General features: G+C 59.4%; 19 protein-coding genes and 4 pseudogenes. 10 read left to right on the top strand and 13 right to left on the bottom strand.

What is annotated here, in order from left to right; all coding sequences use genetic code 11:
* Positions 1-37: 37 nt before the first annotated feature.
* Genes DYL59_RS06005 through DYL59_RS05980 form a run of 6 tightly spaced genes read left to right on the top strand, consistent with a single transcriptional unit; the run spans position 38 to position 5424 of the window.
* Positions 38-889: an STAS domain-containing protein gene (locus tag DYL59_RS06005; protein WP_135288361.1), complete on the top strand. Its 852-nt coding sequence runs from the start codon at positions 38-40 to the stop codon at positions 887-889.
* Positions 890-891: 2 nt separating this feature from the next.
* Positions 892-1254, top strand: coding sequence for an STAS domain-containing protein (locus DYL59_RS06000; RefSeq protein WP_017254285.1), 363 nt, complete (start codon positions 892-894; stop codon positions 1252-1254).
* The gene (locus DYL59_RS05995; RefSeq protein ID WP_135288360.1) at positions 1251-1655 is read left to right on the top strand and encodes an ATP-binding protein; all 405 of its coding nucleotides are present in this window, start codon (positions 1251-1253) and stop codon (positions 1653-1655) included. Before DYL59_RS06000 ends, DYL59_RS05995 begins: the two co-directional genes overlap by 4 nt.
* Entirely contained in the window at positions 1646-2653 is a 1008-nt protein-coding gene (locus DYL59_RS05990; RefSeq protein ID WP_193557537.1) for an ATP-binding protein, read from the top strand. The genes DYL59_RS05995 and DYL59_RS05990 overlap by 10 nt, the downstream gene beginning before the upstream one ends.
* Positions 2646-3509, top strand: coding sequence for a sensor histidine kinase (locus tag DYL59_RS05985; RefSeq protein ID WP_135288359.1), 864 nt, complete (start codon positions 2646-2648; stop codon positions 3507-3509). Before DYL59_RS05990 ends, DYL59_RS05985 begins: the two co-directional genes overlap by 8 nt.
* A complete protein-coding gene (locus DYL59_RS05980) occupies positions 3499-5424 on the top strand; it encodes a response regulator (RefSeq protein ID WP_135288358.1) in 1926 nt (641 codons plus the stop codon). The genes DYL59_RS05985 and DYL59_RS05980 overlap by 11 nt, the downstream gene beginning before the upstream one ends.
* Here DYL59_RS05980 and DYL59_RS05975 read toward each other — a convergent pair.
* The 4 genes from DYL59_RS05975 to DYL59_RS05960 form a co-directional block, all read right to left on the bottom strand.
* Entirely contained in the window at positions 5421-6962 is a 1542-nt protein-coding gene (locus tag DYL59_RS05975; RefSeq protein ID WP_135288357.1) for a DHA2 family efflux MFS transporter permease subunit, read from the bottom strand. The two genes, DYL59_RS05980 and DYL59_RS05975, sit on opposite strands and share 4 nt — an antisense overlap.
* Positions 6955-8127 (bottom strand): HlyD family secretion protein, encoded by a 1173-nt coding sequence (locus DYL59_RS05970; RefSeq protein WP_135288356.1) that lies wholly within the window; start codon positions 8125-8127, stop codon positions 6955-6957. The genes DYL59_RS05975 and DYL59_RS05970 overlap by 8 nt, the downstream gene beginning before the upstream one ends.
* The gene (locus DYL59_RS05965) at positions 8124-9626 is read right to left on the bottom strand and encodes an efflux transporter outer membrane subunit (protein WP_135288355.1); all 1503 of its coding nucleotides are present in this window, start codon (positions 9624-9626) and stop codon (positions 8124-8126) included. Before DYL59_RS05965 ends, DYL59_RS05970 begins: the two co-directional genes overlap by 4 nt.
* Before the next feature lie 192 nt (positions 9627-9818).
* Positions 9819-10559 (bottom strand): AraC family transcriptional regulator, encoded by a 741-nt coding sequence (locus DYL59_RS05960; protein ID WP_135288354.1) that lies wholly within the window; start codon positions 10557-10559, stop codon positions 9819-9821.
* Positions 10560-10918: 359 nt separating this feature from the next.
* On the opposite strand from DYL59_RS05960, the gene DYL59_RS05955 reads away from it, so the two are divergent.
* Positions 10919-11779 (top strand): SMP-30/gluconolactonase/LRE family protein, encoded by an 861-nt coding sequence (locus DYL59_RS05955; protein ID WP_193557536.1) that lies wholly within the window; start codon positions 10919-10921, stop codon positions 11777-11779.
* On the opposite strand, the gene DYL59_RS31995 is transcribed toward DYL59_RS05955, so the two are convergent.
* Together DYL59_RS31995 and DYL59_RS31990 are read right to left on the bottom strand one after the other, a co-directional pair.
* Positions 11780-12589, bottom strand: coding sequence for a methyl-accepting chemotaxis protein (locus DYL59_RS31995; protein WP_420359271.1), 810 nt, complete (start codon positions 12587-12589; stop codon positions 11780-11782).
* 48 nt (positions 12590-12637) lie between these two features.
* Positions 12638-13405: pseudogene (locus tag DYL59_RS31990) on the bottom strand (MCP four helix bundle domain-containing protein); the annotation flags it as partial.
* Between the two features lie 197 nt (positions 13406-13602).
* On the opposite strand from DYL59_RS31990, the gene DYL59_RS05945 reads away from it, so the two are divergent.
* The 3 genes and pseudogenes from DYL59_RS05945 to DYL59_RS05930 all read left to right on the top strand — a co-directional run bounded on the left by DYL59_RS05945 (position 13603) and on the right by DYL59_RS05930 (position 15978).
* Positions 13603-13905: a hypothetical protein gene (locus DYL59_RS05945; protein WP_135288352.1), complete on the top strand. Its 303-nt coding sequence runs from the start codon at positions 13603-13605 to the stop codon at positions 13903-13905.
* Positions 13906-14003: 98 nt separating this feature from the next.
* Positions 14004-14321 (top strand): annotated as a pseudogene (locus DYL59_RS05940) (helix-turn-helix domain-containing protein); the annotation flags it as partial.
* A gap of 430 nt (positions 14322-14751) precedes the next feature.
* Positions 14752-15978, top strand: coding sequence for an MFS transporter (locus DYL59_RS05930; RefSeq protein WP_135288350.1), 1227 nt, complete (start codon positions 14752-14754; stop codon positions 15976-15978).
* A 104-nt stretch (positions 15979-16082) separates the two neighbouring features.
* Here DYL59_RS05930 and tnpC (DYL59_RS05925) read toward each other — a convergent pair.
* The 7 genes and pseudogenes from tnpC (DYL59_RS05925) to DYL59_RS05890 all read right to left on the bottom strand — a co-directional run.
* Positions 16083-17260: pseudogene (tnpC, locus tag DYL59_RS05925) on the bottom strand (IS66 family transposase); the annotation flags it as partial.
* Between the two features lie 17 nt (positions 17261-17277).
* Positions 17278-18102, bottom strand: a pseudogene (locus tag DYL59_RS05920) (IS3 family transposase); the annotation flags it as partial.
* The gene (gene tnpC, locus DYL59_RS05915) at positions 18053-19600 is read right to left on the bottom strand and encodes an IS66 family transposase (RefSeq protein WP_135288349.1); all 1548 of its coding nucleotides are present in this window, start codon (positions 19598-19600) and stop codon (positions 18053-18055) included. The gene tnpC (DYL59_RS05915) and the pseudogene DYL59_RS05920, both read right to left, overlap by 50 nt.
* Positions 19601-19649: 49 nt before the next feature.
* Positions 19650-19985: an IS66 family insertion sequence element accessory protein TnpB gene (gene tnpB / locus DYL59_RS05910; RefSeq protein WP_135288348.1), complete on the bottom strand. Its 336-nt coding sequence runs from the start codon at positions 19983-19985 to the stop codon at positions 19650-19652.
* Positions 19982-20299, bottom strand: coding sequence for an IS66-like element accessory protein TnpA (tnpA, locus tag DYL59_RS05905; RefSeq protein ID WP_135288347.1), 318 nt, complete (start codon positions 20297-20299; stop codon positions 19982-19984). The genes tnpB and tnpA overlap by 4 nt, the downstream gene beginning before the upstream one ends.
* Before the next feature lie 354 nt (positions 20300-20653).
* Positions 20654-20929 (bottom strand): hypothetical protein, encoded by a 276-nt coding sequence (locus DYL59_RS05895; RefSeq protein ID WP_193557535.1) that lies wholly within the window; start codon positions 20927-20929, stop codon positions 20654-20656.
* 131 nt (positions 20930-21060) lie between these two features.
* Positions 21061-22841: AIPR family protein (locus tag DYL59_RS05890; RefSeq protein WP_135288345.1), on the bottom strand; the 1781-nt coding region annotated here is incomplete at its 5' end.

Below are 22841 nucleotides of genomic sequence, written 5' to 3'. Positions count from 1 at the left end.
GCGCTGCATCCAACCGGCATTCAAGGAGCTTTCCCCCATGGCAACACTTCACGCAAACACCGTTACGGCGCTACAGGCCAGCAAGGCTGATTTGTCGACAGCCTGGGTCAAAAGCCTTGAAGCCTCCGGCGCCACGCGCAACCTCAAAGAAGACGATATCAAACAGCAGGCCAACGAGTTTCTCGGCCTGCTGACCGGCGTGCTGCAACAAGGCGGCTCGCAAAACATCAACCAGGAAAACTGGGCAGAAACCCGGGTTTTCCTGGAAAAGCTCTCCCACAGCCGCGCACTGCTGGGGCATGACTCCCAGCAGACCGCCAGTTTCATCTTTGCCCTCAAAGGCCCATTGTTCACCCTGCTGCAACGCGAATACGCCGAGCAACCGACGCAACTGGCCGAACAGCTCTGGGAGATTTCCGAGCTGCTGGACGCCCTGGGCATGCACACCATCCGTACCTTCCAGAAGTCCCGTGAGTCGGTGATCAAGCGCCAGCAAGAAGAGCTGCTGGAGCTGTCGACCCCGGTGGTCAAGCTGTGGGATGGCGTGCTGGCGCTGCCGATGATCGGCACCCTGGACTCCCAACGCACTCAAGTGGTCATGGAGTCGCTGCTGCAACGCATCGTCGATACCGGCGCAGAAATTGCCATCATCGACATCACCGGCGTGCCGACCGTCGACACGCTGGTGGCCCAGCATCTGCTCAAAACCGTGACGGCCATCCGCCTGATGGGCGCCGACTGCATCATCAGCGGCGTACGCCCACAAATTGCCCAGACCATCGTGCACCTGGGCCTGGACCTGCAAGGCGTGATCACCAAGGCCAATCTGGCGGACGCTCTGGCGCTGTCCCTCAAGCGTCTGGGCGTCACCGTTACCAAGGCCGTTTGAGTATGGAACGCATCCCTATATTGCAGATGGGCGAGTTTTTGCTCGTGACCATTCAAGTGGACATGCACGACCAACTCGCGCTGACCTTGCAGGACGACTTGTCGGAGCGCATCAGCCGCACTTCGGCGCGCGGTGTGCTGATCGATATCTCGGCGCTGGACATGGTCGACTCGTTCATCGGCCGCATGATCGGCACTATTTCCGGGCTGTCGCGCATCATGGACGCCCAGACCGTATTGGTAGGCATGCAGCCCGCCGTTGCCATCACCCTGGTGGAACTGGGCATGACCTTGCCTGGGGTGGCCACCGCGCTCAATGTCGAGCGCGGCATGAAACTGTTGCGCGACCGGGTGGAACACTCATGACCCAAGCCAGCAGCGGCACCCATCCCGTGCTGATAGAACAGGACGTTGTGCTGGCTCGACAATTGGTACGCAAACTGGCCCAGGACTGCGGCATGCGCCTGATCGACCTGACCAAGCTGGTCACGGCGGTCAGCGAGCTGGCCCGCAACACCGTGGTGTACGGCGGTGGCGGGTATATGGACTGGGCAATTATCGAGAAAGACCACCGCACCGGCGTGCGCCTGACCTTTCGCGACGAGGGCCCGGGGATTCCCGACCTCAAGCTGGCCATGACCGACGGCTGGACCTCCGGCGGCGGGCTGGGCCTGGGCCTCACCGGGGCCAAGCGCCTGGTGGAAGAATTTGAACTGGACACCGCGCCAGGCAAAGGCACCCGCGTGACGATCACCCGATGGGCCTGAACATTCCCAGTGCCCTGACGCACGTATTGTTGATTGAAGAGGTAAGCCAGGTCGGCCACACCCGGCGCGTGGCGCAGAAGCTCGCCGAACAACTGGGCTTTGACGAAACCGATGCCGGCCGCGTGGCCCTGGTGGCCACGGAATTGGCCAGCAATATCCTCAAGCATGCCGACCACGGCGCGCTGCACCTGCGCGCCACTGGCAACGGTGCTGTCGAGCTATTGGCCGTGGACCGTGGCCAGGGCCTGGACCTGAACAGCTGCCTAGTGGATGGCTTTTCCACGGGGGGCACCCAGGGCATAGGCCTGGGGGCTGTTTCACGCCTGGCCGAAGTGTTCGATGTGTATGCCGACGCGCGTGGCACAGCGATCCTCGCCAGGGTTGCGCCCCGTGGTGCCAAGGCCAAGGATATCCGCTACGGCGTCAGCCAGCATTCCCTGCACAACGATCCGCACTGCGGCGATGCCTGGCACCTGGCAATCGAACCGGGCCGCTTCAGCGTACTGGTAGCCGACGGCCTGGGCCATGGCGAGCTGGCAGAGCAAGCCGCCAAGGCCGGCGAACAGGTATTCGCACAGGCGGCCTTCGTGGATGCGACGGTGTTGATGAACGACATGCATGTGGCCATGGGCGGCACCCGTGGCGGCGCCATTGCCGTGGCCCAGTACGATGCCGTGGCCGATAACCTGCGCTTTACCGGCGTAGGCAACATCGGCGCCAGCCTGATCGGGCCGGACAAGTCACGCGGGTTGGCGTCCCACCCTGGCATCGTCGGCGTGCAGTTTCGCAAGGCACATCCCTTCGACTACCCTCAGGTGGCAGGCCAGTTGCTGATTATGTACAGCGACGGCCTGCAATCACGCTGGAATCTGTCGGATTACCCCGGGCTCGTCCATCGCCACCCGGCCCTGATCGCCGCCATCCTGCACCGCGATTTCTGTCGTGGTCGGGATGACGTTACCGTCTTCGTGATTGCCCTGGAGGCCATTGATGGCTGAGACCACTGCCTCGCTCACTGAGCAAATCGAACGCCTTCGCGAAGAAGCGGTTGCTTTGCGCACCGAGTTGGACGAGACCAACCAGGGCGTGCTCGCACTCTATGCCGAACTGGACATGCAGGCCGATCAATTGCGCCAGGCGTCAGACCTCAAAAGCCGTTTCCTGTCGTATATGAGCCATGAGTTCCGCACGCCCCTGGGTTCGATCCTGAGCATTACCAGCCTGCTGGCCGATGAACTGGATGGCCCGCTGAGCCCCGAGCAACATATTCAAGTCGGCTTTGTGCGCAGCTCGGCGCGCGAGCTGCGTGAAATGGTCGACGACTTGCTCGACCTGGCCAAGATCGAGGCGGGGCGAATCACCATCTCGCCGGCCTGGTTCGACATGTTCGACCTGTTCTCGGCCCTGCGCGGCATGTTTCGCCCCATTGTCGATGCATCGTCGGTGGACCTTATTTTCGAAGAGCCGTCCGGCTTGCCCAAGCTCTATACCGATGACAAGAAGCTGGCGCAGATTCTGCGCAACTTTATCTCCAATGCCTTGAAGTTCACCCTGCAGGGCGAAGTGCGGATTTCAGCGCGCATGGAGAGTGAGCACGAGATTCGCTTCGCCGTGCAGGACACCGGCCTGGGCATACCCGCCGAGCTGCATAGCAACCTGTTCGAAGACTTTTCCCAGATCGACTCACCGCTGCAAAAACGCTTGCGCGGAACCGGTCTGGGGCTGTCGCTGTGCAAGCGCTTCGCCGAACTGCTGGGTGGTCGAGTGGGCGTTGAAAGCACCCCAGGGGTAGGCTCGTTGTTCTATGTGATCATTCCTCTGTCCATCTCCAGCGAGAACGTCGATGAAACGTGATATCCAACTGCTGATCGTCGACGACAACGCCGCCACGCGCTACGCCCTGCGTCGGCGCCTGGAGCGGCACCTCTACAAGGTGCTGGAAGCCGGCACCGGGCAGGAAGGGCTGGACCTCATCGGCGATAAAAACATCGATGCGCTGATCCTGGACGTCAACCTGCCGGACATGAGTGGCTTCGATATCGTGCGCCGCCTGCGTGCCGATCCGGCCACCGCGTTGCTGCCTGTGGTGCACGTTTCAGCGGCGTCGATCGAAACCGGCGATATCATCACCGGCCTGGACGCGGGCGCTGACGCCTACCTGATCCACCCCGTGGACCCGGATGTGTTACTGGCCACCCTGCGCACGCTGTTGCGGGTGCGCGACACCGAATATGCCCTGCGCGAGAGCGAGGCGCGTTTTCGCGAGATCTTCTTCAACATCAGCGCGCCGATTGCCGTGATGGATGCCCAGCTCAAGGTGCATGAGTGCAACCACGCCTTTGCCCAATTGATTCATGACAACCTGAACCCCGAAGCGCTGCTTGAATGCTTCGCCGACGGCCAGCATGGTGTTATCCGTGAACTGTGCGAGCGCCTGTCGGCCGGTGAACGTTGGAAAGGCACGCTGCAGATGAAGGTCGAAGGCGAGCTGCGCGAAACCGAATGGCAGATTTCGCCGTATCGACGTGCGGACTTGAGCCTGGTGTTTGTCGAGGATGTGACCGAGCACCGTCGCCGTGAACGTCACCAACAGGCGGAACTGGCCAACGCGGCCACCCAACTGGCGCGCACCGAAGCCCAACTGCTGCAGGCACAGAAGATGGACGCCTTGGGCAAACTCACCGGCGGTATCGCCCACGACTTCAACAACCTGCTCACCGGTATCATCACCAGCCTTGAGCTGATCAAAAAACGCATCGAAAGCCAGCGCACTGAAAAGGTCCTGGGCTATGCCGACGCCGCGCTCAGCTCGGCGCTGAGCGCCGCCGGCCTGACCAACCGCCTGCTCGCCTTTGCCCGCCAACAACCTCTGGACACCCGCCCGATCGATATCAACGCGCATATCCGTTCGCTGGAGGAATTGCTGGTGCGTACCATCGGCGAAAATATTGCCCTGAAGCTGGAGCTGACCCTGAACCCCGCCGTGGCGATGGTGGACCCGATCCAATTGGAAAGCGCGGTATTGAACCTGGTGATCAACGCCAGGGATGCACTGCCACAAGGTGGCAATATCTGGGTCACCACTTACCCGGCGTATTCCAACGGCAACCTCAAGCTGGAAAATGGCCCCTACATCGCCCTGTCGGTAAGGGACAACGGCGTCGGCATCGAGCACAGCGTGATCGACAAAGTCTTCGATCCCTTCTTCACCACCAAGCCCATCGGCCAGGGGACGGGCCTGGGGCTGTCGACCATTTACGGTTTTGCCCGCCAGTCCGGTGGCGACGCGCAGATCCGCAGCGTGACCCGCCAAGGCACCGAGGTCACCATCATGCTGCCCGCAGCGGAGGGCCCCGCCAACCCGACCATCAAGACATTGGCCGTGCAGGGCGTGACCAATGGCGAGCACATCCTGGTGGTCGAAGACATGCCGTCCGTGCGCAGCTTTGTCGCCGAAGTGTTGATAGACGCGGGGTACCACTGCAGCCTGGCAGCAGACGGTGACGAAGCGATTGCGTACTTGAAGGCCGACCCGACGATCAACCTGTTGCTCACCGATGTCGGCCTGCCCTACATGACCGGCCGCGAGCTGGCGGACGTCGCCCGTGAACTGCGCAGCGACCTGCCGGTCCTGTTCATGACCGGGTACGCCGAAAACGCGGCAAACCGGCAAGACTTCCTTGGCGAACGCATGGACCTGATCACCAAGCCGTTTCACATCAATCAATTGCTGGAGAAGATTCGCCAGGGCCTGCAAACACAGCCTTAGGCTCTGGCGTCACGTAACGCCAAGGCCGCCACGCCACACAAGATCAACGCGACACACGACACATAGAACGCATCGCTGTAGGCCATCAAGTACGCCTCACGACGTACGGTCTGGATCAGCCCCTCCAGGACCTGCTGCTGGGCAGGTAACAGTTGGTTGAAGATGAACGCTTCGCTGTCGGCCATGCTGGCGTGCAGGCGCTCCTGCAAGGACGGGGAAAACAGCGTGATCGACTCCCCCACCCGCTCGGAGTGAAAGCGCTCGCGCATGGCCACGATCTGCGTCAACCCTGCGGTGCCCACCGCGCCGCCCAGGTTGCGCAGCATGGAGAACAAGGCGGACGCGGAACCGGCTTCATCTTTTGCCAGGCCCGACACCGCCAACACCGACAGCGCCACCATGATCAGTGGCTGGCCGATGCCACGCACCACCGTGGAAGGAATGATCACGTTGGCGGCACTATCACCATCCAGGTGCGCACCGAGGTAACACCCCAGGGCCATGATAAAAAAGCCGCTGGCGACCATCAGTTTCGGGTTGAGCCACTTCATCAGGCGCGGCATGAACGGCGCCAGCACCAATTGCACCATGCCATAGGCGATAAGGCTGATCCCGATTTCCCGCGCGTTGTAGCCCTGCAACTGGGAGAGGTAATTGGGCACCAGGAACACCAGGCCGAAGGTCGCCCCGCCAAAAATGAACATTGCCGCGCTGGCCACCCCGAAGTTGTAGCGCTTGAGCAGGCGCAGGTTGATGAAGGAACGGCTGCCATACAGTTGCGAAAGCACAAAATACAAAAGCGCGATGCCGGCGATCAGGGACATCCACACAATAAAATCGGAGGCGAACCAGTCCTTGCGCCCACCTTCCTCCAATACGATCTGCAAGCCGCCCAGGCCGACGATCATCGCCAGGATCCCACCCCAGTCGCCGCGCTTGAGCAGGCTCAACTGCATGGGTTTGGCATCGATGGACCACGCCACCGCCAGCAACAACAGAATGCCGGGGGCCAGTTGCAGGTAGAAAATCCAGCGCCAGGAATAGGCATCCGTCAGCCAGCCACCGATGGACGGTCCGGCGGCCTGGGCCACACTGTTGGACAACGCAAACATGGCCATCCCCATCGCAATCTTGCTGGGCGGCAACTCGGTGATGATCAGTTGGAATGACAAGGGGATCAGTACCGCGCCAGCGGCGCCCTGGATCACCCGAATGATGATCATCACTTCCAGGTTGGGTGCCCAGGAGCAGGCAATAGACGCCACCAGGAACACAAACGACCCCACGAGCATCACCCGGCGCAGGGAGAACACTTGGACCAGCCAGGCAGTCAGCGGAATCATCACGATTTCCGCGACCAGGTACGCGGTGGAGATCCATGAGCCCTCCTCGAATGTCGCCCCCAGGGACCCTTCGATTTCCGGCAGCGCGGCGCTGGTCACATGCACGTTCATGCCGGCCATGAAACAGCCGAACAGCCCGCCGATCACCGCCACCCACGCACGAACGGAGACGGCCTTTTCAGCGGCTTCAGTCATGGGCTACACCCTGCTTGGCGGGCCGCGTATCAACGCTGGCGATCACCGACATGCCCGGCAGGATAGGCCCGCCCTCGCCTTGCTCATCGATCACGATTTTGACCGGGAAGCGCTGCACGATCTTGGTGAAGTTGCCGGTGGCGTTGTCCGACGGCAACAGTGCGAACACGGCCCCGGAACCCGGCGAGAAACTCACCACATGGCCCTTGAGCTTGCGCCCCGAGTAGCTGTCGACGCTGATAGCCACCGCCTGGCCTGCGCGCATGTCGCGCAATTGGGTTTCCTTGAAGTTGGCCACCACATAGGCTTGCTGCAAGGGCACTACCGCCAGCAACGGTAAACCGGGGGCGACGTATTGGCGAGTGCGCACCTTGCGCTGCCCCACTACCCCGTCGATGGGCGAGCGGATCAGGGTGTCTTGCAGTGCATGGGTGGCCAGGTCCAACTGCGCCTGGGCCTGGCTGCGCCGGGCAATCTGTTGCTGAACACCAGCTTCGGCCAATTGACGCCGACTGAGGGCAACGGTCAGCCGGGCTTCCTGTTGACGCTGCATGGCCTTGGCAATGTCTACCGCGGCGTTGGCCTGGGTGTAGCTGGCGGCTGCGGTTTCCAGGCGCTGGGCACTGGCGGCGTGTTCGCGCACCAAGCCGTCGTAGCGGCGTTGGTCGAGGCTTGCGCGGTGCAGCTCGGCAGCCACACTGCGGGTATGGGCCTGGGCCTGGGCAACGCCGGCCTTTTGCTGGGCGATCAGGCTGTCGGTGACGTGCAGGTTGGCCTGTTGCGCCGCCACTGAGGCCTGGGTTTCAGCCAGCTGCGCACGGGCCTGCGCCAAGCGGGCCTGGTAGTCACGCGCCTCGATGCGCACCAGCACATCCCCCGCTTTGACGGGTTGATCATCCTCCACCAGCACCTGGGCCACATACCCGGAGACCTTTGCACTGATGGGAACCCAATCAGCACGCACATAGGCATCATCGGTCTGTTCCAGATAACGCCCCACGGTCATCCAGTACACCCCGAACGCCACCGCTGCGATCAATAGCCCAACGCCTCCCAGCAGGATCATGTTGCGTTTGCGCCGCTGCTTGCGAGCCTGCTGGCGTTGCTCGGCCATATTCTCCTGCTCATCCTGGACAACGGTTTTTTCATCGACAGCGATATTCATGGCTGGGTACCGGAAAGATTGACGGAGGCTGCGCTGCGGGCAGCGGTCTGGGTAGCGAGAGCGGGAGGCTGCCAACCGCCACCCAGCGCGCGAAACAAGCTGATCTGGCGCTGCAACAGCTGGCCATCGGCATCGGCACATGTGGCCTGCAAGCGAATCAGTTCACGCTCGCTGTCGAGCACGTCGAGAAAGTCGATGGCGCCGGCGTTGTAATTGAACTGGGCCAACCGGTAGGCCTGACGGCTGCTCTCCAGCGCCTGGCTCAAGGCGGCGTGGCGCTGACGCTCGCCGTCGTACAACGCAAGGGCCTGGCGTACCTCTTTGAGCGCCTTGAGCACACGGGCCTCGAATGTCGCCACCTCCACCTGCTCCAACGCCCTGGCCTGGTTGACCCGCGCGCGATTGGCACGCCAGTTGGGGAATTGCCAGGTAATCAGCGGGCCGATGCCAAACATCACCGCGCTGCTGTCTGCCAACTCATGGGGTTTGTTGGCGGATGAGGACACTGCAGCGCCAAAGGTCACCTTCGGATACAGGTCGGCCTGGACGATATCCACTTGCAGCGTGGCAGCCTGCAACGCTCGCTCGGCCTGACGAATATCGGGCCGCCGCGCGAGTAGCTGCCAACCATCGCCCACCGGCAATTGGGCATTGAGTTGCGGCACCGACTCACAGGTTGCCGCGCCAGCGCCTTGTTGCAGGTCTGCCACGCCGGTGAGCATCGCCAGCTCGTACAGGGCCGCTTGCCGGCGTGCTTCCAGCATCGGCAGCAGCGCCAGGGTTTCGCCTTGCAGCGCCTGCATGCGGGTGTATTCAAGGTCTGCGACCACACCGGCCTGACGCTGGCGGTCGATCAACGCCAGGCTGCGCCCCACGACGTCCAGCGAATGGCGTTGAACCTTGATGCGCGCGCCCAGGGCGCAGGTGTTGACATAGGCGCGAGTGGTTTGCGCCACCAGCGTGATGCGCAACACGTCTTCGGCGTCCTGGGCTGCAGCGGCCTGAACCTGGGCCCGCTCGATGCTGCGCTGGACCTGCCCCCAGACGTCCACCTGATACGCCAGTTCAATGCCTGGGTTGAACGCCCACTGTGACGGTGCATGGCTATCGGTGGCCTTGGCCAAGGTTTGATCATCGGCCGTCTTGCCGTACTCGGCGCCCAGTGACGCCTGGGTCGACGGCCAGCGCTCGGCATCGGCCTGCAGGATCCCGGCCAGCATCGATTGCACATGGGCCTGGGCCGCCGCCAGGTCGCGGTTGTGCAGCAATGCCTGCTGCACCAGCGCGTCGAGTTGCGGATCGTTATACAGCTGCCACCAATGGTCGGGTAATGCTTGGGCCGACACACCCTGGGGCAGACGACTCAGGACATTGACGGGCTGCAGGTGTGGTTGTGCGGGTGTATGAGCGACCCAAGAGGAACAACCTGCCAGCAAGACGACCGCCACACCCAGCAGCGAAAGACGACCCTGTCGTGTACAGAAATAAGGCGAGCCCATCGAAAAAACCCAGAATGCCAAGTAGAGGCGCAGGTTAAGAGAGCACTGGGCCGCGCATCTCCCGCGTTCCAGACAACCGTCGTTTCGATTTGGACAATGTGCCTGTAGGCCGCCTTATCGCAGCTCAAACTACGTGGCTCTGCTGGGAGGCGGGGTCATGTTCGATTGGGGGGGCGCACTCGCCGGGGAGTATCAGACCAGGCGGACGTTGCTCGGCGTGTAGCCCATTGTGCGCTTGAACATTGCAGTGAACGCGCTGGGGCTTTGGTAACCATGCTCCAACGCCACTTCCAGGATCGAGACACCGCTGGCCAGCCGTTGCAGGCTGAGCAGTAGCCGGGTGCGCTTGCGCCACTCGCCGTACGTCATGCCCAACTCTTTCTGGAACAGCCGCGCCAGGGTGCGCGAACTCATATTGAGTTGCACCGCCCAGCTCTCCAGTTTCGACTCCTGGGAAGGGTTGTCGATAAAGTCGGCACACAGCGACTTGAGCCTTGGCTCATCAGGGATCGGCACATGCGCCAGCACCCTCTGCGCCCTGTCGAGCTCCGAGAAGATCAGATCGACAATCTGTGCATGACGCAACAAGGCCGCTGCAGTGTCAGGCTCATCGGCCGCTGCGATGATCAACTCGCGCAACAATGGCGAAACCTTGAGAACGTGGCATTCTTCCGTCAACGCCCGGTGCACGCCCGGTGAGATCAACAAGGTGCGCATGCGCACCTCGCCGGTCATGCGGATCTGGTGCTCCACCCCCGCAGGAACCCAAAGCGCGTGCGCCGAAGGCACCACCCACGTGGTCCCGACCACCGACACCAGCATCACACCGTTAATGGCATAGACCAGTTGACCCTCTTCATGCCGATGCGCGGCCACGACGTCGCCATGACCATAGTTACCCGCGAGGGCCGCCAATGGGGTATGTGCGTTCATCTCGGGAATTCTCCATTTTCCGGCGGTTACGAAAGTGGATGGCCAATGTCGCCGTTCACCCTCGTTCATTGGATCAAACACTAAACGAAACAAACAATAGCCACTTGCTATCTTTATTAAAAACAACCTGAAAGATGATACCCACAACCACAATCCATTGTTTTTTTGGTGATTATTTTCAAACAGTTCGGGTTAATTGCATCCAAAGGACGCAAAAGGATTTATTGGCCGGAGCGCTGGGGCGTATACCGCATGACTTTCGTACTGCGCCTAGCCATCCATGGGTGAAGTTCAGCGTCAGCCTTGGTAGGGTGGTCGCCCCTGCGACCCTCCCTGCGACTGACTGCTGGCACTGATCAATGACCCTACCTCGCAAAACCCACCCGGCGCTGCGCGTCTGTGCGTACACCCTTGGCCTGCTGTGCGTCGCCACCCTGGGCTTCTTTGCCTGGCAAAGCTTCTACCCCGTCAGTGCTGCCAGCGGCTGGCGCGTCCACGTGGTGCACCAGGATGTGCCCAAAGCGGCTTCGCTGATGCCACTGCCCGACGGCTCGCTGATGGTCAGCCAGGAACTCGACGATGCCAAGGGCAGCATTGTGCGCATCCATGCCGACGGCAGGCGTGAAGTGGTGGTGGCCAACCTGTCCAAACCCGACGGCCTGTTTGCTACCCGTGGCGGCTGGGTGTTCAGCCAGGAATCCGCCGACTTGCCGGTGAGTTTCCTCAAGGACGGTGTGGTCACCGAACTATTCAAAGGCGAAAGCGTGCAAGGGCTGTGGGATGACGGCGACTACCTCTACGCCATCGAAGACCGCAAGCCGGCGGGGCGATTGCTGCGTTATCGCTGGAGCGACCAGTCGCTCACCGTAGTGCGCGACCAACTCCAGGAAGGCGAATCCATCGTGCGCTGCACCGATGGCCGCATGCTTTACACCGAAAAGCAAAAAGGTGTGGTACGCGAGCTGACCGATGACGGCAGCGACCCGGTGGTACTGAGCCACCTGAATCAGCCGACATTCCTGATGTGCGACGAACGTGGCCTGTGGATCAACGAAGACGCCACGCATCGGGCGCGGTTGTTGTTGATTGATAAACAGGGGCGCCAACAGACGATTCTTTCATTCTTGAAAGCGCCCCAATCGATTGTGCCGACGGGGCGGGGAACCTATCTGTTGGCTGAGGGCGGGCGGGATCGAGTGCTGGAACTGACGCCCGAATAATTACAGCTGGAACCGCGCCACCGCTTCGTTAAGCGCAACCGCCAACCGCGCCAGTTCATGGCTTGAACCATTGATCTGCCCAGCGCCCGAAGACGACTGCGCAGACAAGTCACGGATATTGACGATATTGCGGTCCACTTCCTTGGCGACCTGAGCTTGCTCCTCGGCGGCGCTGGCGATCACCAGGTTGCGCTGGTGGATCTGGTCGATGGACTCAGTGATCTGGCTCAAGGCGCCCCCTGCCTCTTCGGCGAGGGTCAGGGTGTCGGTGGCACGCTGGGTGCTCGATTGCATCGACACCAACGCCTCGTTGGAACCGGTGCGCATGGCGGTGACCATCTGATCGATCTCCAGGGTCGACTGCTGGGTGCGGTGGGCCAGCGCTCGCACCTCATCGGCCACCACCGCAAACCCCCGGCCGGACTCACCCGCGCGCGCTGCCTCGATGGCGGCGTTGAGTGCCAGCAAGTTGGTTTGCTCAGCGATGGAGCGAATCACATCCAACACCTTGCCGATATCCCGCGACTGCTCCGCCAGGTTTTGTACCAGGCCTGACGTCTCGCCGATATTGCTGCTTAACGCCTGGATCGCGCTGACCGTTTCACCCACGCGATGCTGCCCTTCACGCGCGGTCTCATTGGACAGGCGGGTGAACTCGGACGTCGACACCGCATTGCGGGCCACTTCATCGGCTGCTGAGGTCATCTCGTTGACCGCCGTCGCCGCCTGTTCGATTTCAGCGGTCTGTTTTTGCAGGCTGCGGCTGCTCTGATCGGTGATGCTGTTGAGGTCGGTAGCAGACGCCGCCATTTGCGCGGCCGACTGACGGATCAATTGCAGGGTGCTGCGCAAATTGCCTTGCATCGACTGCAGCGCCACCAGCAGACGGGTGACTTCATCGTTGCCGGTCACTTCGACGTTCTGGGTCAGATCGCCTTTGGCAACGTTCTCCGCCGCGCGCATGGCCTGCCCCAACGGCCCGACGATGCTGCGGGTGAGCAACAAGGCCAGGGCCACGGTACTCAGGCCTGCCAGAATCACGAAACCAAACACCATGGTGCGCGAACGGCTGTACTGCGCCTCGGCTGCCTGGCCCTGCTGGTTGATCTGGGCGTTGTAGTAGTCGGCCAGGGCATTGAGCTGGGCACCCGAGCCATCGACCACGGTTTTCATGTCCACCAACAAGAGCTTGTTCAGCTCGGCGCTCTGCTGCTTGTCGGCCAGCACAAACGACTGGGCCAGCCCTTGCTGGTACTGGCGCAGCGAGACCTGGAACTGGTCGTAAAGCGTGCGCACGTCGGGGGTGTCGATCACCGCGTTCAGATCGGCCAGTCGTTTGGTCAGATCCTGGCTACGAGTGTCCATCTGGCTGCGATATTGCGGGATGGCAGTGGGGTTCGGGTCCAGCGCCATGCGCAGCGAGATCGTACGAATACGCAGCATGATTTCGCGGATATCCGAGACCATCCGCATCTTGGGCACCAACCCGCTTTCAACCTGCACCGCACTGGCACGGATGCTTGCCATATTGGAGAGCGCAAAAAACCCCAGCAGGGCCACCAGCAAAGCAATCAGGGCAAAACCCAGACCCGCACGGCGGGCGATGGACAAGCTGCGAAGGGACATTTTCGGGGGTGCTCTCTTATTGGGGATACGACATCGTATGAGAGCATTTCGGCCGCACGGGTAAGGACTTTAGGGATGAGCCCCCCGGGAAACAAGAAGTCATAAATATCAATAAGTTATTTTTAGTGTTCACGAGCACATCTGCAGCGAACGACAATACTGGGAACGTCAAAGTATTTCCCTTGAGCAGGTTTTAAATGGAAAAAACTGTAATCGCTGCCGTATTGATGTTGTGCCTTGTCGGCTGTGTCGGGGTGCAGGTTTCACTTCCTGATCAAAAAGACGAGCGCATCGCAGATCATCAGGAATCTTCTGAGAAAAAAGCTGAACGCCAATGGTGCGGCATGACGCTCTGGGTGGGGTTGCCACTCCCCCTTGAACTTCCCGTTTGCAAGTCACGCCCCCCTCCCTCGTATTTATATGCATGCGGGCCCTTCATGTTCCTGGGGCCGATCATGCACAGCTATAGGGGGAATGCGTTATGTGGGAAGTTTCTTTGATAGTCCTATACCAAGCTCGTCGGTCCGCATGAGCGACCCGGCGCTATTGACGCTGATACCGTTGAAACGGAGTAACCCATGAAAATCCGACCTATCCACTTTCCCCGCTATTCGACAATGAGCCCGAACCCGGCACGCCCGAAGGTGATTACTTTGATGTGATGATCACCCTGATCAATGCCTATGAAGCGAAGCACTTCCCCGTAGACCTCCCTAGTCCGATCGATGCCATTCGTTTCAGGATGGAACAATCCGGGCTATCGGCAGCTGATCTAGTGCCTGCGATTGGTCTTCAGAATCGGGTTTATGAAGTGTTGAATGGAAAACGAGCACTGACATTGCCGATGATCTGGAAGCTGCACGAAATGTTCGGAATTCCCGCTGAAAGCCTTATAAAGCCGGTAAAACATGCTTAACGGAAGATGCAGGCTGATCAACTACCACCGTACGTAAAGGCCTGCAGAGTATTGGGCTCGGCAGGCTTTTTTGTCTCTTGAATCTCGCAGGGCAATCCCACAAGCGACCTACTGGCACGTCCCACCCTTATGATGCGACCCCGTCCCACCCACCGGATGCGTGCCCTTCGGACACCCCATCGCATACAGCGGACTAACGGCCAATACCACCAGCAAACCCAGCAACGACAGCTTCCTCATACCATCCTCCGTGACCATCACGACGTGTGATGGCATAAAGATATCATACGAAACTGGCATCCAATCGATTGCACTGATGATTACTATCGAAACGAGCGCCTGCTTACTCATCAAGACCGGTTTATATAATCGCCCCCCAATTCCTTCCCCTCGTCTGGCTACAGGCGACATTCATCTTGGAACCCACACCATGCCAAGTGCCACACAGGCCCCGCACGGCCGCCCCGAGCATAATCAACAAAGCGTCAAACAGCAGTGGCTGGCCATTCTCTCGGTTGCCGTGGGCGCCTTCGCCCTGGTGACCAGTGAGTTCCTGCCAGTGGGCGTCCTCAATGACGTCGCCAGCGACTTGGGCATCAGTGCCGGCCACGCGGGCCTGATGGTGACACTGCCCGGCATCATGGCCGCCCTCGCCGCGCCTTTGCTGTCGGTGTTCATTGGCGCCATGGACCGGCGCTATCTGCTGATTGGCCTGACACTGATCATGATCATCGCCAACTCGGTCGTGGCCTATGCCAGTGACTTCAGCCTGCTGCTGTTCGGCCGGGTGCTGCTGGGCATCAGTATCGGCGGGTTCTGGGCGACAGCTATTGCCCTCAGCGGCCGCCTGGCCCCCAAGGGCGTCGGGGTGGCAAAGGCTACTTCGATCATCATGATGGGTGTGACCCTGGCCACCGTATTGGGCGTGCCCGTCGGCACCTGGCTCAGTGGGCTGATGGGCTGGCGCATGACTTTTCTTGCCACCGCACTGGTGGGCGTGCCGGTGCTACTGGCGCAGGTCCTGCTGCTGCCCCAGCTCAAACCGGAAAAGGCCATTCGCGTCAGTGACCTGCCGGCGTTGTTTATCAACCCCCAAGCACGGGTCGGCTTGATCGCCGTCTTGCTGATTGGCCTGGCGCACTTTGCCGCCTACACCTATGTGGCGCCGTTCTTCAAAAACAGCTCCGGCTTCGACGGCCCGACCATTGGCTCGCTGCTGCTGCTCTACGGCGCAGCGGGCGTGCTGGGCAACGTGTTCGCCGGCTTCGCCGCCAACCGCAGCGTGCGTCACACCCTGTTGCTGGTAGCGCTGATGATCGGCACCAGCACCGCGCTGTTCCCCCACTTCGCCACCGGCCTGACCGGCGCCTCGATGCTGATCGCACTCTGGGGCTTCGCCTTCGGCGCGTTCCCAGCCTGCGCCAGTATCTGGATGTTTGTGGTAGCCCCCAAGGACGTGGAACGCGGCATGCCGCTGTTCGTCGCCTTGTTCCAAGTGATCATTGCCCTGGGTTCGTTCTTCGGCGGGCGTATCGTCGACCAGATGGGCAGCGCGGTGCTGCTGAGCCTGGCCACGGCGTTGGTGGGTGCTGGGTTTGTGACGGTGTTGGTGTTGGGGCGTAAGGTGAGTAATAGCCTGGTGGCTCAGGCTGCCTGATCGGAAAAGGTTTCACTCAAAAGCCTGCTGAGCATTGTGTTCAGCAGGCTTTTTTTCGGTTCGGTAACGAGTGCGTAAGCGGTCAGGCATCCCGTCTTGCGCAACTAAGCCGGTCGCCATCGATGCGGGAATAACTCCCCAATCTTACTCGCCCGCTGCGTCGGCAGGCGAGTAAGCACGTCTTTTAGATAAGCATACGTATCGTGGCCGTTGAGCTTGGCTGACTGGATCAAACTCATTAGCGCGGCAGCGCGTTGGCCACTGCGTAGTGAAACGGCGAACAGCCAGTTTTTTCTTCCAAGAGCCCAAGGTCGAATTTGCTGTTCGATATGGTTGTTGTCTATCGGCACCGTGCCGTCGTTGAGATAACGGCTCAACGCAGCCCATCGTTTTAGGCTGTAATCCAGCGCCTTGGTAATCCCCAAACCTTCATGCACACGCTCGCGCTGGGCGATCATCCAGGCATGAAACGCGTCCATCAGGGGCGCTGCTTTTTCCTGACGTATTCGTCGCCGGACATCCGGTTCCAAATCGCGAACCTCGCGATCAATTTCATATAGGGCCGCGATGTACCGCAACGCTTGTTCGGCCAGCACGCTTTTATTGGTGATGTGCAAGTCGTAGAACTTACGGCGGGCGTGGGTCATGCAGCCGATTTCAGTGACGCCAAGTGCAAAACTGGCTTTGTAACCGCTGTAATCGTCACAGACCAACTTGCCTTTCCAGTCGCCCAGAAAGGTGCGGGCATATTCGCCCGAGCGACCAGGGCTGAAGTCATACACCACCGCACTGATCTCAGCGAACGCCGTCGTGGCATAGCCCCAAACATAAGCGCGATGAGTATTCTTCTCGCCCGGCGCGAGCATCTGCACCGGCGTTTCATCGACATGCACTACGTTGTGCTCAAGCACGACCTCGCGCAGGGCATCGACCAGTGGCTGTAATTGCACGCCGCAAGCGCCGACCCAGCTGGCCAGTGTTGATCGAGGAATTGCGAGACCGGCTCGCCCGAAGACTTGCTCCTGGCGATACAGCGGCAAATGATCAGCGTATTTCGCGATCATCACCTGAGCCAGCAGCCCGGCAGTCGGGATGCCTTTGTCAAAAAGGCTTGCGCCGGCACCGGCTTTTGAATCAAGGTTTCGCAGTTGTCACAGACCCATTTGCCACGAATATGCCGTTCAACACTGAACACGCCTGGCGTGTAGTCGAGCTTTTCGCTGACGTCTTCGCCGATGCGCTTGAGGGCGCAGCCGCATTGGCACTGGGTGTTTTCAGGTTTGAATCGCCCCGGATTATCTAGACACCTTGCAAGCTCATTGCGTAACGCTTTTCAAACTCTACCGGTGACAGCTGGTTGTTGAAACCATGGCGGCGTTTTACGTTGTAGAACATCTCGATGTAATCGAACACATCACTACGAGCATCTTCCCGCGTGGTGTAGATTTTTCGCTTGATCCGTTCCCGTTTCAGAAGCTGGAAAAAGCTCTCGGCCACCGCGTTGTCATGGCAGTTGCCTCGGCGACTCATGCTGGCAACCAAATTGTTCGCCTTCAAAAAGCTACGCCAATCGGAGCTGCTGTACTGGCTGCCTTGGTCACTATGAATCATTACCTCTTGTTTCGGTTTACGCCTCCAAACCGCCATCAATAAAGCATCAATGGCCAAATCACTGGTCATCTGCGACTTCATTGACCAGCCAACGACCTGACGAGAAAACAGATCCAGCACCACCGCCAAATACAACCAGCCTTCATACGTACGAATATAGGTGATGTCGGTTACCCAAACCTTGTTGGGTTCCACGACATCAAACTGGCGCTTCAGCAAATTGGGTGAGGCGACCGCTGGCTTACCGCCGTACTTTCCAGGGCGTCGTCGATACCCTGTCTGAGAGCGCAGCCCTTCAAGACCCATCAGCCTTGCCACACGATGGCGCCCGCAAACTTCACCAACCCCGCGCAGATCGTCATGGATTTTGCGATAGCCATAAACGCCTCCGCTCTCCAACCATGAATGCTTGATCAAACCCAGCAGTCGCTGAGTAAGCGTCCGGGCATCCCGTCTTGCGCAGCTAAGCCGGTTGCCAACGATGCGGCAACAACTCCCCAATTTCACTCGCCCGCTGCGTCGGCAGGCGAGTAAGAACGTCCTTCAGATAAGCATACGCATCATGCCCGTTGAGCTTGGCCGACTGGATCAAACTCATTAGCGCAGCAGCGCGTTGGCCACTGCGTAGTGACCCAGCGAACAACCGGTTTTTTCTTCCAAGAGCCCAAGGTCGAATTTGCTGCTCGATATGGTTGTTGTCTATGGGCACCGTGCCGTCGTTCAGATAACGGCTCAGCGCAGCCCAGCGTTTTAGGCTGTAATCCAAGGCTTTGGTAATCCCCAAACCTTCATGCACAAGCTCACGCTGGGCGATCATCCAGGTATGAAACGCGTACATCAGGGGCGCTGCTTTTTCCTGACGTATTCGTCGCCGGACATCCGGTTCCAAATCGCGAACTTCGCGTTCAATTTCATATAGGGCCGCGATGTACCGCAACGCTTGCTCGGCAAGCACGCTTTTATTGGTGACGTGCAGGTCGTAGAACTTACGGCGGGCGTGGGTCATGCAGCCGATTTCAGTGACGCCAAGTGCAAAACTGGCTTTGTAACCACTGTAATCATCACAGACCAACTTGCCTTTCCAGTCGCCGAGAAAGTTGCGGGCATATTCGCCCGAACGACCAGGACTGAAGTCGTACACCACCGCGCTGATTTCAGCGAACGCGGTCGTGGCATAGCCCCAAACATAAGCACGATGAGTCTTCTTTTCACCCGGTGCGAGCATCTGCACTGGCGTTTCATCGACATGCACCACGTTGTGCTCAAGCACGACCTCGCGCAGGGCATCGACCAGTGGCTGTAATTGCACGCCGCAAGCGCCGACCCAGCTGGCCAGTGTTGATCGAGGAATTGCGAGACCGGCTCGCCCGAAGATTTGCTCCTGGCGGTACAGCGGCAAATGATCGGCGTATTTCGCGATCATCACCTGAGCCAGCAGCCCGGCAGTCGGGATGCCTTTGTCGATAACTTGCGCCGGCACCGGCTCTTGAATCAAGGTTTCGCAGTTATCACAGACCCATTTGCCACGAATATGCCGTTCAACGCTGAACACGCCTGGCGTGTAGTCGAGCTTTTCGCTGACGTCTTCGCCGATGCGCTTGAGGGCGCAGCCGCATTGGCATTGAGTGTTTTCAGGCTCGTGATGAATTAGTGTGCGAGGAAACTCGGCAGGCAACGCAGTGCGTTTGGGTTGCTGGCGGGCTACTGATTGCGCTGGTTTTGGTGCCAGGATTTCAAGCTCTGCTTCGATGGCGGCCAGGTCGGTCTCAATCAGGTCGTCGAGCAAGCTGGCCTGATTAGGGCTGAACGACTCGGAGCGTTTGGCGAAGCGGTGGCGTTTGAGCTGGGCTATTTCGTGAATGAGTTGCTGGTTGCGGGTCTTCTGATGAAGCACCTCTTTGTCGAGGCTCGCCAGCTGCATATCTAGATGCTCAACGCGGTTGAGCAACTGCGCAGCGAGGCTGCGCAGTTGTTCGGTGTCGAGCTGATCGAGAGGGGTAGTAGGAATCATGGCGATGACTCTGCCCGATCTGCTGATCGATGTATGTCATCCATGTCTCTTAATGGTTACGGATGGCTCCGTCAGACCCAAGCCATTGCCAGGGAAGACCGACCACCAGTGCATGGAGCTGCTCAGTATTTAGCTCCATTTGGTCACCATGCCGATTACTCGGCCAGGAGAACTTTCCTTGATGTAGACGGCGTGCCGCCAGCCAAACGCCCAAGCCGTCGTGCACCAACACTTTCATGCGGTTGCCTCGGCGATTGGCAAAGAGGTAAGCGCAGTGCGGCTGCGCCGCACCGAACACAGACACGACGCGCGCGAGGGCTTTCTCGGTGCCGGAGCGCATATCCATCGGTTCGGTGGCCAGCCAAATTGCGTCGATGCGGATCACGAAGCAAGTCCACGGACAAAACGGACACATCCTTCGGGATCGGAAGCTGGCCATTTCACCGTGATGGTTTGCTCGCCAAATGGCAGCTCGATGATCACCGATGACTCGGCCTGCCTTTTCGGGGCGACCTTTAGCGGAACAAACGCCGGCAGGGTTGCGGGTGGCTGGTCTCGAAAAAGTGGCAGCCACTTACGGATCACGTTGGCATTGATGCCGTGACTGATGGCCACGCTGGAGATGGAGGCGCCGGGTTGCAGGCATTCCTGGACAACCTGGGCTTTGAACGACTTGGGGTAAGAGCTTCGTTGGCGCATTTAAGGGCTATCGCGTCCGCTTAAAAATAGGCGGACACCATCGCCCTTAATTTGGGAGAACGGTAGGTGGGTTCACCGTTCGCTTACACGAGTGCTCACATACTGAAGCTTGTTCACCCAAGCGCCTGAGCTAGCCTCGAAAGAGTCGCCAAGGTGGCGACGGGCTGATAAGGAGCGTTTATGCCAAGCAGGTACCGTGATGCGGTTACAGGGGAATACGTGACAGAAGCTGAGGCAAGGAAGAGGCCTAGGGAAACGGTGAAGGAAACGGACAAAAAGCGCCCGCCGAAGTCGAAGGGTAATAAGAAGTAGGATAAGCGCAGCAGCTGTCTAGTCCTGAAACAGGTGTAAACCTTATTTAGGACGAGACAGCCCTCCCCGTCCTGGATGCCATTGTCGTCCAGCTAAGTCGACCAGCTCCGAGGCCTCGAACAGGGCAAGGACCTCGGGACGAAGCACGCCGGTGTACAGTTGGCGGTCCGTGTCGACGTGGCAGCCGAGGATCCGCACTGCGGAAAGGTCGACCGAGGATCCGTTGCCTGGGTCCAGGAAGAACCGACCGGAGGCAGATTCTTCAAAGTTGCCCGAATCGTCGAAGTGAATGCGGATCAGGTCCTTGGGTGCCTTCATCGTTCATACCTTTATGTGCTGGTGGCCGACGATCTGGGCGACCCAGTGGCAATGCACCTGGCGGGCAACCACTACACGGAGTACCGAACGCAATGATTGCCTCAGCGTTCTTCCGAGGCGCAGGCTCAGACCTAATTAACATCGACCTGCTGTGCCAGCAGCCCTGCATTAACCAGCCCAGCCCTTTCGACAGCAATGACCGCTTCGAGGGCCGGTTTTGCCTGTCTGGCAGTCGGCTTTCGCTGCCAACCGCCTGCGGCGTAGGTCGCCATGGTGCGGCATATACCTGCTACTTTCCAATGGATGGTGTTTGTTTGCTCTCCACGCTCGGCTACTTCAAGCCAGATAGTTGCCGGTATTTCCATACAGCGAGTGATGCGCTCATAGTCTGCGGCGGTATGAGTGCCGGTGGGGATCATTGGCTTGATACCGTCCGTTGCTTCTCCGGCTGAGTAAGAGAGCTCGGATGGCAGGGGATCGGAAAACTCAGGAAGCTTATCCTGGATGTCTTTCCAGCAATCTGCTTTCTTGAACCATTCGCTAGGGTTTCGCTGACCAGCTGATTTGCGCATAACTTCGTCGAGTTTTATGGCCCAGCCGGCGATAAGTTGTTCGAGTTCGGGACTGACTACTTGTTTCGACCAAAGAAGATCGAAATCGATACGCCCTCCTGTGCGATGTGAGATGCCAGCGATGACATAGGCGATGATCTGAGCACTATATGCAGGGAACCTCATGCTCTTTATCTTCTTTTCTGCGGAGCGATAAAGGATCGCGATCGCTATCAGGCGTTTGAACCAATTCTGGTCTGGCGTGCGGGTCGGCTCGTCCTTGAGTCGCTGCATGAAGATCTGGAAGTTCTTCTGGCCACCGAGGCAAACCTTGTCGGGGAGGCTGGACCAGGCGCTGAGGTAGCGGGCAACGTCAAGCTTGCTGAGGCGGCGCTGCTTTGGGGTTTGCTGACGGAATATTTTCGTGTCTGATATGCGATAGGCTGCCTTCTGTTCAGCCGCCAGATAGGAGCCGCGGGCGCGTTCATAGAACCAGCGCCCTTTACCGTCATCGAGCCAAGTCGTGTTGGCCAGTGTTTCAATCTGCTGATGGAAGGGGTCGTTTGCGGAGAAGTCTGCGAGCTGGACCGTATTCTGCCGGTTGGCTGCGCGTGAGATGCAGGAGACCATTTCACTCAGGTCGGCGCCACCCACTTTGATGATCTTTACCGGGACGGCTACATGCTCAAGGCTAATAGAGTCCTTACGCCGGGCTCGGTGCAGTGAGGCGGTAGTCTGACCACCGTTCACGATCTGAAGGCCCTTGAGAGAGCGTATTTCGATGCCGCCCGTGGCATTGGGGGCGACATCCAGATCATCGACAGTGGCGACGATGCCATTATTGAATGCGAGGAACATGGACGGCTGATCGGCGATCGTACGTCTAAGCTCAGCGTTAACGCTCTTGCGCCCCTGAAGTCCCAAAAACGCACGAACGTTCAGCTCAAGGAGGCGGACGCCGTAGCGCTCATATACCTGAGACAGGACTTCACCGGGAAGGACCGCAAGATAGGCATCGTAATCGTCATTCTGTGCAGGCACATGCAGGCAGGGCAATCCTTTTCCTGACAAGGCTATCAAGTCAACGGCGATATCTGTGCGGGTTTCGCCTTCGCCTAGTACACGGAAGAGGCGGACAATGTCATAGGCCTCGAACTCCACGGGTTTTTCGCGCCACTCCGCTGGAGGCGTGATGTTGCCAACGATACCGTCGGTGAGCACCACGATTCTGATTGCTGAGAGGTTTTTTGCTTCGCCTTCTATCAAGCGAGCGAGGTCACTGGCATCGGTGTTCGAAGGCTCAAGGAGAGATGCGAGACCGTCGACGCAGGCACTGGCAAATCGCAGGGCTCTTTCCAGAG

Origin of the sequence: Pseudomonas kairouanensis (assembly GCF_004682055.1) — a bacterium.
Taxonomy (GTDB): domain Bacteria; phylum Pseudomonadota; class Gammaproteobacteria; order Pseudomonadales; family Pseudomonadaceae; genus Aquipseudomonas; species Aquipseudomonas kairouanensis.
Note: the sequence above shows the minus strand (reverse complement) of the source record. Positions and strands in the feature narration are given on the sequence as shown.